This is a genomic window from Microbulbifer mangrovi (assembly GCF_002009015.1).
In the GTDB taxonomy this organism is placed as follows: Bacteria; Pseudomonadota; Gammaproteobacteria; order Pseudomonadales; family Cellvibrionaceae; genus Microbulbifer; species Microbulbifer mangrovi.
In genome coordinates, this window is record NZ_LZDE01000325.1 from 33,057 (window position 1) to 43,938 (window position 10,882).

Annotated in this window: 12 protein-coding genes and 1 tRNA gene; 11 read left to right on the forward strand and 2 right to left on the reverse strand. The window is 58.2% G+C overall.

Going from position 1 to position 10,882, the window contains the following annotated elements; all coding sequences use genetic code 11:
• Positions 1-222: 222 nt before the first annotated feature.
• Positions 223-298 (reverse strand) — tRNA-Arg (locus B4U49_RS12640).
• Between the two features lie 554 nt (positions 299-852).
• Between B4U49_RS12640 and B4U49_RS19165 the strand changes: the two genes are divergently transcribed.
• The 11 genes from B4U49_RS19165 (at position 853) to B4U49_RS12695 (ending at position 9,653) form a co-directional block, all read left to right on the forward strand.
• Positions 853-1,026, forward strand: a complete 174-nt coding sequence (locus B4U49_RS19165; RefSeq protein ID WP_193432845.1) for a PA3496 family putative envelope integrity protein — start codon at positions 853-855, stop codon at positions 1,024-1,026.
• A 258-nt stretch (positions 1,027-1,284) separates the two neighbouring features.
• Positions 1,285-1,629 carry an STAS domain-containing protein gene (locus B4U49_RS12650; protein WP_078084966.1) on the forward strand — a complete coding sequence of 115 codons (345 nt, stop codon included), beginning with the start codon at positions 1,285-1,287 and terminating at the stop codon, positions 1,627-1,629.
• Positions 1,630-1,643: 14 nt separating this feature from the next.
• Positions 1,644-3,425, forward strand: coding sequence for an ATP-binding SpoIIE family protein phosphatase (locus B4U49_RS12655; protein ID WP_078084967.1), 1,782 nt, complete (start codon positions 1,644-1,646; stop codon positions 3,423-3,425).
• A 33-nt stretch (positions 3,426-3,458) separates the two neighbouring features.
• On the forward strand, positions 3,459-4,148 hold the full coding sequence (gene ccmA, locus B4U49_RS12660; protein ID WP_078084968.1) for a cytochrome c biogenesis heme-transporting ATPase CcmA: 690 nt from the start codon (positions 3,459-3,461) through the stop codon (positions 4,146-4,148).
• Entirely contained in the window at positions 4,138-4,887 is a 750-nt protein-coding gene (gene ccmB / locus B4U49_RS12665) for a heme exporter protein CcmB (protein ID WP_239692613.1), read from the forward strand. Before ccmA ends, ccmB begins: the two co-directional genes overlap by 11 nt.
• A gap of 68 nt (positions 4,888-4,955) precedes the next feature.
• Entirely contained in the window at positions 4,956-5,705 is a 750-nt protein-coding gene (locus tag B4U49_RS12670) for a heme ABC transporter permease (protein ID WP_078084969.1), read from the forward strand.
• A 10-nt stretch (positions 5,706-5,715) separates the two neighbouring features.
• Positions 5,716-5,949 carry a heme exporter protein CcmD gene (ccmD, locus tag B4U49_RS12675; RefSeq protein ID WP_078084970.1) on the forward strand — a complete coding sequence of 78 codons (234 nt, stop codon included), beginning with the start codon at positions 5,716-5,718 and terminating at the stop codon, positions 5,947-5,949.
• Positions 5,950-6,001: 52 nt separating this feature from the next.
• On the forward strand, positions 6,002-6,451 hold the full coding sequence (ccmE, locus tag B4U49_RS12680; protein WP_078084971.1) for a cytochrome c maturation protein CcmE: 450 nt from the start codon (positions 6,002-6,004) through the stop codon (positions 6,449-6,451).
• On the forward strand, positions 6,448-8,451 hold the full coding sequence (locus tag B4U49_RS12685) for a heme lyase CcmF/NrfE family subunit (protein ID WP_078084972.1): 2,004 nt from the start codon (positions 6,448-6,450) through the stop codon (positions 8,449-8,451). Before ccmE ends, B4U49_RS12685 begins: the two co-directional genes overlap by 4 nt.
• A gap of 52 nt (positions 8,452-8,503) precedes the next feature.
• Positions 8,504-9,085: a DsbE family thiol:disulfide interchange protein gene (locus B4U49_RS12690; RefSeq protein WP_078084973.1), complete on the forward strand. Its 582-nt coding sequence runs from the start codon at positions 8,504-8,506 to the stop codon at positions 9,083-9,085.
• On the forward strand, positions 9,048-9,653 hold the full coding sequence (locus B4U49_RS12695; RefSeq protein ID WP_275078285.1) for an IMPACT family protein: 606 nt from the start codon (positions 9,048-9,050) through the stop codon (positions 9,651-9,653). Before B4U49_RS12690 ends, B4U49_RS12695 begins: the two co-directional genes overlap by 38 nt.
• Here the strand turns inward: B4U49_RS12695 and B4U49_RS12700 are convergent.
• The gene (locus tag B4U49_RS12700; RefSeq protein WP_078084974.1) at positions 9,650-10,744 is read right to left on the reverse strand and encodes a PaaI family thioesterase; all 1,095 of its coding nucleotides are present in this window, start codon (positions 10,742-10,744) and stop codon (positions 9,650-9,652) included. The genes B4U49_RS12695 and B4U49_RS12700 overlap by 4 nt on opposite strands.
• Between the last annotated feature and the right edge of the window lie 138 nt (positions 10,745-10,882).

Below are 10,882 nucleotides of genomic sequence, written 5' to 3' on the forward strand. Positions count from 1 at the left end.
GCTGCTTTACCCATGGTTGGTGGCGCTGTGTCTATTCTGTTGGGGTTTGGCCTATGCAAGCCCCAAAAAATACTGGCTCCGAATTATAACCCCAATAAAAACCCCAACACCAAGTGCTGGATTAGGCTGGATTTGTCTGGGCTAATTGGTGAGCAAAAGTGGAGAAAATTCTTTTAAAACAGGGGCTTGGTGGGTGATTGTGGGCATGCTCGGATGGGAATATGGCGCCCCCGGGTGGACTCGAACCACCAGTCCGGACTTAGGAGGTCCGTGGTTTATCCTGTTAACCGACGGGGGCCGGTGAGGGCGCACATTCTAGCGACTGTCGCCGCGCCTGTCATGGGGGAGGACCGGCGGGTGTCCTTTCCTGAGCAGGCTGGGGCCCACGACGATGTTGTCTGGCAGGTTTCCAGTATCTTTTCCCCTGATGACTCGTCTCATTTTCTTCCCCTCTGGCCTCTCCGTTTGTCGCTTGCGTCGGTAGAATTGCTAGCCACTTCTCATTATTGATCATGAATGTCACCGAGGGTAACGTCAGATTGTGACGGGTTACCTCTGTGCGTAATTAATGAGCGGTGCTGAGGGCCGTCTTTCCCCGGGGGTATTTTGAGAAAAACTGCCGCAATTTGGTAACAAATAGCCGCTATTTTTGCGTCTGACGCCACCCGTCGCGGAGAGACTTTTCCCGCCGGTGGGGCGTGTTGCTGTGGCGTGTGTAACCTTGCGAAAAAACTTGTTTCCACAGTGAAAAAGATGCTTGACCGGAAAAGTCAGAGCTGGCTAATCTGCGATTGCACAACAAAAACAGACAAAGTGTTTCTGCCTTGGCAGATCGAGATTGTGGAGTTTTCTATGAGCGGCAACGTTATCGAAAATGACATGGATTTTGATGAAAACGATTCCTCGTCGGAAGAGGATCTACTGTATACCCCTCACAATCCCAGGGACGCCCGCCGGATGGTCGAAGACAAGCTGGAGGAGATGCGTCTCAGACGGGAGCTGATGGATTTCCAGTACGATTTTTAAGCTGGCAGGAATTTTCAGACCAATTTGCGCATACCGGTGTATGTCCGGTTTTATACAGTGAGCTGCCCGACCGTTCTGAGCATCGCGTCTCTAGCAACGGGGTAGTCCTCTCCCAAAGGGAAAAGGGTGCCTTGTGCACCCTTTTTTCGTTTGTGGGCGTAACGGGCAGGCGACATGGTCCGGCACCCGTTTTCACGCCACCCGGTGGGGTGTATATTGGGTGCAGGCGTCAGGAATGGAAGGAAAAGGGACCTTCAGATGGTAGTTTCCGACAGGTATGACAGCAGGGTGACCTCGGAAGTCTCGGAAAGCGGTGATGCACTGATCATCCGCGTGGCCGGCAATTTCGATTTCAATATGCACCGGGAATTCCAGCGGGCCTATCGCAATGTGTCGCCGCCTCCCAGAACCTTCCTCGTAGATCTCTCCGAAACCGATCATCTGGATAGCGCTGCGCTGGGAATGTTGCTGTTGCTGCGGGATTACTGTGTGGAAGTAGCGAGCGAGGGCGTCCATCCGCAGGTGGAACTAATGAATGCCAATTCTCACGTGTCCCACATTCTATCCGTCTCCAATTTTGACCGGATTTTCAGCATACGCTGAGGGGCACGTTGCTGATGGCTGCCTTTCGCGTCCTGATTGTCGAGAGCGATGCCAGCGAGGCGGCAGAGCTCAGGCACCTGATCCAGGGCTGGCGGCATACCGCTGCTGGCGGAAATAAATTGCCCACCGACGTAGGCGTCGAAGTTGCGCCGGATATTGCCGTTGCACTGGAGACCTATGAAGAGTTTCTTCCCAATCTGGTGATTTTTGGTCCCCTTGCTGCGGCGCGGGTTGCCAGTGGCGATATCCGCCAGTTGCGACAAAGTGGTGGCATCGAGCCTGTTCCCATCCTGTTTGTTCACGACTTGACCGCTCCGCAGGTGCCCGTCGAACCGCCCACCGATTGTGACGATATCCTCACCAAGCCTTACAGCCCGCCCCTGGTACAGCTAAAGCTGGCCTCCATCCGGCGTTTCTGCGAATTCAGTCGTTCATTGATGGCGCAGCGTGACCGCTTGCGGCGGCACCATGCGGATTTCCTACAGGAGCAGGCCAATGCACGGGAAATCTTTGGCAATCTCGGCAACGAAAGCTGTCTGGACGGTACCCCGGCAATTCGCTATCACCTTTCACCGCGGGCGGTGCTGAATGGGGACCTGCTCGCGGCCACCTACACACCGGACGGCAAGCTGGTGCTGATGCTGGGCGATTTTGCCGGCCACGGCCTGGCAGCAGCCGTTGGTGCGGTGCCCCTGACATCCATCTTTTATTCCATGATGCCCCGTGGCTTCTCCATGAGTCGGGTGCTGCGGGAAATGAACCGCAAACTGCACGGTATTCTGCCGCGGCAGATGTTCTGTTGTCTGGTCATGCTCGAACTGGATCCTCGGCGCAATCATCTGCGCATCCTAAACGCCGGGATGCCCAGCCCCTGCCTAAAACGCACCAGTGGTGAGCTGCTCCTGCTCGAATCCCGGCATCTGCCATTCGGCGTGCTACCCACCGATCAGGTGGATACGTCGATCGTCAATTTACGGGTGCTTCCCGGGGACCGTTTGTACCTGTGGAGTGACGGCATTCATGAGGCGCGCAATAGCAAGGGAGAGCACTTTGGCGAATGCCGGTTAATGGAATTGTTGCGTGCGGATGGCAACAGCGCCCAGGCGTTTGACCAGATCCTGATGGCCGTAAATGCCCATGCCGCAGAGCAGCACGATGACCTGTCTCTGGTGGAACTGGACCTGACCGACGACTCTCTTAACCGGAGCGGGTGTCCAGCGGCGGATCAGGCAGGAGATCGTCGGGGCGGGCGGGTCGGCAACTGGTCGATGCGTCTGCAGGTGACCCAGGAGGAGTTGCGCGAGGCAGATCCGCTGCCGCACCTGCTCGGGGTTCTGGCCCAGATGCCCGGTGCTGCGCGTTTTCAGGAAGATCTCGCGATTGCTCTCGGCGAGCTGTTTCGCAATGCCCTGGAGCACGGCGTGCTGGGGCTGGATTCTTCCATCAAAAATACCGATGACGGCTTCGTGCGTTATTACGACCTGTTGGCAGAGCGCCGCAGTGGGCTGCAGGAGGGGTGGGTAAGTATCTCGCTCAGCTGTAGTGAGGGTAAGCAGGGGGGCACATTGATACTGGTGGTGGAAGATAGCGGTAGCGGGTTTCCGGAAGTCCGTGAACCCACGGGGGTATACGCGGGCCGGGGACTCAACCTATTACATACAGTGTGCGACGAGGTGAATTACTTGCCGGGGAGTAGCCGGGTAGAGGCGGTGATTCGCTGGGATGTTGCGGAAAAAGATCACGATACAGCGGAAGCGCATCGCAATGCCATACAAAACACGCCACTACCGGTATAATGCCGGCTACTTTTTCATCAAACGCGGTGCACAATGGCATCTGGACCTGCGCAAACAGCAAACAGTGGATCTGTTGACCTCGCTCTGAGTGCGCGGGAGCTCGCCTGTGAGCGGGACGGCCGCGTTTTGTTCGAGGGGCTGGGGTTTGAGCTGGCACGAGGCTCCGCGCTGCAGATAGAAGGGGCCAATGGCGCCGGTAAGAGCACACTGATTCGCACGCTTATCGGAACGGCATCCGATTTTACCGGCGATATCCTCTGGCGTGGAAATCGGTTCCCCGCGGCACTTCCCTCCCTGCGCGCATCTCTTCTATATATTGGTCACAACGCCGGTGTGCGGCGTGGACTTACCCCCCTGGAAAACCTGGCCTGGTACGGGGCTTCCGGTTCTGCGGCGATTGCAGCACTGGATGCGGTTGGGCTGTATGGGTTTGAAGATGTGCTCTGCCAGCAGCTTTCCGCCGGTCAGAATCGCCGGGTAGCGCTGGCGCGACTGTATTTGCCGGATGCGCCCCCGTTGTGGATTCTGGATGAGCCGCTCGCGGCCCTGGATGTCGCCGGCGTTGCCAGCCTGGAAGCCCAGATGAATCTGCATATGCAGTGCGGTGGTTGTGTCTTGCTGACTTCCCACCAGCCGGTAGCTATTGCGCCGCTTGCAAAGATCAACCTGGCAGACTTCCAGCCCTGTCGGGACGTATCAGCGGAGTGGATGTATGCGGGCTGAATCGGTGAAGCAATATAGCGGGGCCGGGGAGAGTAATCTGGGGGCCGAAGGCGCAGCCGCCCCCCTGCGTGTCGCAGGCTTTTACACCCTGTTTCGCACCGAGCTGACCCTCGCTGTGCGTCGTCGCTCTGATATCGTCAATCCGCTGCTGTTTTTTGTGACCGTGCTGGCCATGATGCCACTTGGCATAGGTCCGGAACCTGAAATGCTTGCACGCATGGCGGCCGGCTTGATCTGGGTGATGGCATTGCTGGCAACGCTCCTCTCCCAGGAGTCCCTGTTTCGCGGTGACTATGAAGATGGCTCCCTGGAGCAGCTGGCGCTGCAGCCCCAGCCTCTGTACTTCCCGGTGCTGGCCAAGGTGCTGGTGCACTGGTTGGTGACCGGCTTGCCACTGGCGTTGCTGTCGCCCCTGCTGGGGATGATGTTAAACCTGGGGGAAGCCGGCTACTGGCCCCTGTTCGTCTCCCTGGCGCTAGGGACCGCGAGCTTGAGTTTGATCGGGGCAGTGGGTGCCGCCCTGACCGTGGCACTGCGGCGTCCGGGCCTGTTGCTGGCGCTGATTATTATGCCGCTTTATGTGCCCGTGTTAATCTTCGGCACTGGAACGGTGCAGGCGGCCTTGGACGGATACAGTTACGGCCCGCAAATGGCAATTCTTGGTGCAATTCTGGCGGCGGCCGCGGCGCTGGCGCCACTGGCGGCTGCGGGCGCCATTCGCATCAGTCTCGAAAACTAACCCTTCTACGTACATTTCACGATAGCGGTACGGGAAATGGGGAACAGAAGGGCATAGGAGTACTTATTTTGTCCTGGCAATGGTTTCACAGATTGGGATCGCCGCGCTGGTTTTATCAGAAAACCAGCGCCTGGCTGCCGTGGCTGGGTGCAGCCAGTGTTTTGTTGCTTTCTGTTGGCATCGTCTGGGGGCTCGGGTTTGCGCCGCAGGATGCCAAACAGGGCAACAGTTACCGCATTATCTATATTCACGTCCCCGCCGCATTCCTTGCGCTCGCCGGGTACTACATCATGGCCTTCTGTGGTGCCATCGGCCTGATCTGGAAGATGAAACTTTCGTTCGTGGTGATGCGCGCAGCAGCGCCGATCGGTGCGGCGCTTACCTTCATTTCTCTGTTTACCGGCGCGATATGGGGAAAGCCAACCTGGGGCACCTACTGGGTGTGGGACGCCCGCATCACATCCATGCTGATCCTGTTCTTCCTGTATCTGGGTGTTATGGCGCTGTCTGGTGCTTTTAGCCGTGAGCAGTCCGGCGACAAGGCCAGTGCATTACTGGCGTTGGTGGGGACGGTCAATATTCCGATCATCTACAAGTCCGTCGACTGGTGGTTCACATTGCACCAGCCCGCGACCCTGAAACTCACCGAAGCCAGCACCATTGATCCCAGCATGTTTTACCCGCTGATCACCATGATTGCCGGTTTTTACCTTTTTTATGCCTGGGTGCTGACGCTTCACACCCGTAGCCTGATCCTGCAGCGCGAGTGGCGTACCCAATGGGTGCGCGAGCTGTTCGCACCCGCGGCCCGAGCTTGAGGGAGCTGCCATGCAATTCCAATTTGACAGTTTCGCCAGTTTTATTGCCATGAATGGCCACGGCCCTTACGTCTGGGTTTCTTATGTCGTGGCGCTGCTTGTGTTGGTGGCGCTAGTGGTACAGCCGCTGCTGCGCCAACGTCAACTGCGCCGGGACTTCGGTCGACAGATGCGCCAGGAAGAGGCGCGTCGTCGTACGGCGGAAGAACGCCAGCCACAGCCAGAGCCTACAACCGCGTCCTGAGCCTGAATGGCTCCGCAGCCGTTTTTAAAAATCGATTTATAACAGGTCAATCATGCACCCAGCCCGTAAACAACGACTGATTCTGGTGGTTCTTCTGGTGGCACTTTCCAGTGCCGCCGTGGGTTTTGTCGCCTACGCGATGCGCTCCAATATGGACTACTTTTATGCGCCCAGCGCCTTTGCTGCCGGTGAAGTGCCTTTTGAAAAGCGTATACGTGCCGGTGGCTGTGTGGTGCCGGGCAGTATCGTACGCGACAACGATTCCCTCGACGTGCGCTTTGCGCTTACCGATGGCGAAGCAGAGCTGGAGGTAGTGTTCGACAAGATTCTGCCGGACCTGTTTGCAGAGGGTGAGGCTGCGGTGGTGACTGGCAAGCTGCAGCAGGATGGTTACGTGCGCGCAGACCAGGTGCTGGCCAAGCACGATGAATCCTACACACCGCCGGAAGTTGCGGAGTCCATGCGCGGTAAGGCGAAATGCCATGGAGATACCAAGATATGAGTCCTGAGCTGGGTCACTTTGCCCTGATTGTCGGTCTGCTGCTCTCGGTGGTGCTGTCGGTTGTACCGCTGCTGGGTACCTACACCGGTCGCGTACTGTGGATGGACACCGCGCGCCCGCTTTCGCTGGGGGTGCTGGCATTCACCGCACTTTCCTTTGTCTGCCTGACCGTGGCGTTCGTTAACAGCGATTTCACGGTGGCTTATGTGGCGCAAAACTCCAACAGCATCCTGCCGATGATTTATAAGATCACCGCAGTGTGGGGTGGTCACGAGGGCTCAATCCTGCTGTGGTTGTTGATGCTGGCGGGTTGGACTTCAGCGGTTGCCCTGTTCAGCCGGCAACTGCCAGATGTGCTGGTAGCCCGGGTGTTGTCGGTGCTCGGCATGCTGTTGATCGGCTTCTTCCTGTTTATCCTGCTTACCTCGAACCCCTTTGATCGGATCCTGCCATTTCCGCCCAATGACGGCAGTGACCTGAACCCGCTATTGCAGGATCCGGGCATGATTATTCACCCACCGCTGCTTTATATGGGGTATGTGGGATTCTCGGTGGCCTTTGCATTTGCCATTGCGGCACTGTTGGAAGGGCGCCTCGACAGCGCCTGGGCGCGCTGGGCACGGCCGTGGACGGCGATAGCCTGGTCCTTTCTCACCCTGGGTATTGCCCTTGGAAGCTGGTGGGCCTACTACGAGCTGGGTTGGGGTGGCTGGTGGTTCTGGGATCCGGTAGAAAACGCCTCCTTTATGCCCTGGCTGGTGGGGACGGCCCTGCTTCATTCCCTGGCGGTGACTGAGAAGCGCGGACTTTTCCGCAGCTGGACTATCCTGCTCTCTATTTTTGCCTTTGGTCTCAGCCTGCTGGGTACTTTCCTGGTGCGTTCCGGCGTATTGACCTCTGTGCATGCTTTCGCCACCGACCCCCTGCGCGGCGGGTTTATCCTGGCGTTCCTGGCGGTAGTGGTGGGTGCGTCCCTGTTGCTGTTTGCAGTGCGCGCACCGGCAGTGAGTGCCGGCAGCGTGTTTTCAGTGCGCTCCCGGGAAACCTTCTTGCTTGGCAACAACATCGTGCTGGTTCTGATCATGGCGGTAGTGATTACCGGTACCTTGTACCCGCTGCTCGCCGATGCGTTGGGCTGGGGCAAGATCAGTGTGGGACCGCCCTTCTTCAATATGTTCTTTGTGCCCCTGATGCTGGTGCTGAGCCTGCTGCTGGGGCTCGGTATCCACGCCAACTGGAAAGATAGCCAGATGGGCAAGCTGGCGAAGACCTGGGGTGTGCCCGCGTTGATGGCAGCGCTTGCGGCACCGCTGGTGACCCTGCTGGCGGGTGACTTCCACTGGGGTGCGATGCTCGGTGTTTTTGCGGGTCTCTGGGTGATCGCCTCCAGTGTGGCGGATATGCGGGTGAAGTCGCGCAATGCAGAGACTCTCTGGGCCGGCCTCAAGCGTCAGCGTGCCAGCTACTACGGCATGCATCTGGGGCATATTGGTCTCGCCATTTCCATACTCGGTGTGGCGCTGACCACCGTTTACAGTGTTGAGAAAGACCTGCGTATGTCGCCGGGGCAGAGTGCAGCGCTCTCCGGTTACGAATTTACCTTTGAGGGGGTGCGTCAGGTTCAGGGGCCGAATTACCGAGCTTCTGAAGGTGTGTTGATGGTGCGCAAGAATGGCCGCCTGGTTGCGGAGTTGCTGCCCCAGAAGCGCAGCTACCTCTCCGGGGGCAACATCATGACCGAAGCGGCCATTGATAGCGGCATTTTCCGCGACCTGTACGTGGCGCTGGGCGACCCCATGGATAAAAATAACCTGGGCGGTGATTGGGCAGTGCGCCTTCAGTACAAGGCGTTTGTGATCTGGATTTGGCTCGGCGCGGCGCTGATGGCGCTGGGTGGTGCCATTGCGGTCGCGGACAAGCGCTATCGCAAGATCAAAGCGGCGCGGACAGCCAAGGTGGCCGCTGACGGTTCTGCAGATGGCTCCCTGGCCGTGACCTGATTCCGGCCCGCTTCACCAAAAGCCAGACTGAATTAAAGGATAGCGACGCCCAATGGCCAGGTTAAAACTGTTTCTTCCGCTGATAATTTTTGCCGCGCTGGCGCTGTTGTTCTGGCGTGGGCTCTCTTTGAACCCGCAGGATATGCCTTCGGCGCTGGTGAACAAGCCGGTGCCCGAGTTCACGCTGCTCGATGTGGAATCCAACCGCGAGCTCAAAAAGAAGGATCTGCCCAACAAGCCGCTGCTGTTGAACGTGTGGGCCACCTGGTGCATTTCCTGCCGGGTCGAGCATCCGTATCTCAATGATCTGGCTGCGGGCGGTGTGCCCATTGTCGGTATCAACCTGAAGGACGATAACGAGGCGGCGCAAAAGTGGCTGGAGAAATTCCACAACCCCTATCTGTTTTCCGTATCGGATGTAGAGGGGCGCCTGGCGCTGGATCTCGGCGTGTTCGGTGCACCGGAGACATTCCTGGTGGACGCGGGTGGAACCATCCGCTGCAAGCACGTTGGTGTCGTCGACGACAAGGTGTGGCAGACCAAGCTGCAACCCTTGTACGAGCGTTTACAGGATCAGGAATGGGACGAATTTTCTGGTGAGTTATCAGATTCCCTGCTCGCCCGTTGTCACTGAGACGGAAGAGAAAAAGAGCCGTTTTATCTGCTGGCTGGGGCCAGTTACCGATAAGGCGGCTTTTTTGCGTGAACTCGAAATAATCCGTTCTCGCTATCCCGATGCCTCGCACCACTGTACGGCACTGGTGATCGGCAATCCCTCCAACCCGCAGACAATGCAGTCCGACGATGACGGTGAGCCCGGCGGCAGTGCCGGGCGTCCGATGCTTGAGTTGTTGTTGAAGCAGGGCGTGGGCAATGTCGGGGCGATCGTCACGCGCTATTTCGGTGGCACCAAGCTCGGCGTGGGTGGGCTGATGCGTGCCTACCGCGGGGCGGTAGGTGCGGCACTGCAGTCCGCCGAGTTAACCACCTTTATTCCGTTGTTAGCCGTGCGGATTGTGTGCGATTTTGCGGACGAATCCCGCGTACGTTTTCTGGTTGCCCAGTGTCGCGGTGTTTGTGACGATGCCGGGTACACTCACCAGGTAAGCGTACCGGTTCAGTTGCCTCAGGATCAGTGGTCCACGCTCAGGGCGCAGTTACAGGCGGAGGGTATCCGCTTTGAGGAGCTTGAGTCGACCTAGTGCATCTGTCCGGGGTTGGCTGTCGCGCAGGCGATAATTTCCTCTGGCTTCATGCCTTCACTGAGCATTCTCGCTCCTCCCGGTATCACCAGTGCAGAACCCGTCGCCATGGCAACGCGTTTCCCCTCCGCATTGGTGACAACACATGAAGACACTCGCAGCTGTCGTCCGCGGTGGTGGACTCGCGCGATCAGCGTGAGCGGTCCCGAGTCTATATTCGCTGCGTGGGTAAACCGTATATGCATATCGAGGGTGGCGAACAGGTCGCCGGCGGGAAGTGTCGAATAAACCGCCCCTCCCATAGTGAAGTCCGCCGCCCATGCGAGCAGTCCTCCGTTAATGGAAAAGCTACCGTTGGAAAACCAGGCCGACGATGGCAGCGTCGCTTTGCAGCAACCATCTTCAATCGCGGTCGCGCGGTACCCGGTAAACAGCCACACCGGATGGGTGCGGCCCTCCTCAATGGTGGCACGCTGTAGATCGATAGGCGTCAAGCCGGCCAGTTCATTCAGGTTGCAGAAGTTGGAAGAGGGCGCTGGGCGCAGATAGGGATCTTCCGGGGTTGTGGGGCCAAGATCCGGTTCGGGAAAGTCCGTGCCGGGGTCCACGGGAAAGTCCATGATGAGGCAGCGCGAGCTGCCAAAAGCCAGTGTGCGCCCGTCCTGATCGGAGATCTGCACGGTAGATAGTCCCACCTGGCTTCCCGAGTGCACGGTGGTGGCGTGACCGATGATATTCCTGGTCTGCTCCGTGATCGGGCGCAGAAACGACATGTTGAGTTCAGAGGTGGTCAGTATTTTGGATGCGGGCAGTGTGGTCCAGATTGCGGAGGCCAACGGTGAGTCCGCGAACAGGGCATAGATGCCACCCCAGTAAATGCCGGTGCCATCCGCTAGCCAGGGTGAGATGGGCATGGAGAAGGTCGCTTTACCCAGTCCGGCTTCTGTGGGGCGCAAACCCGTCAGTCGCCAGATGGGTGGCAGCGGGAGATCGCCGCGAATATAGCGCTTGAAGGTCAGCAGTCCCTCCTGCTGCAGGGCTCTCAAATCGGCAATGGCGCCGCGGTGGGGTTCATCGGTTATGTTGGGCATCGACTTCTCCCTGTGTATCGGAGAGATACCGGAGAAATACTAAGGTCGCTTGGGGAAAGGTGTTAGTGGCGGAAACAAAAAAGGCCCACACTTTCGTGTGAGCCTTTTCTGTATATGGCGGACCGGACGGGACTCGAA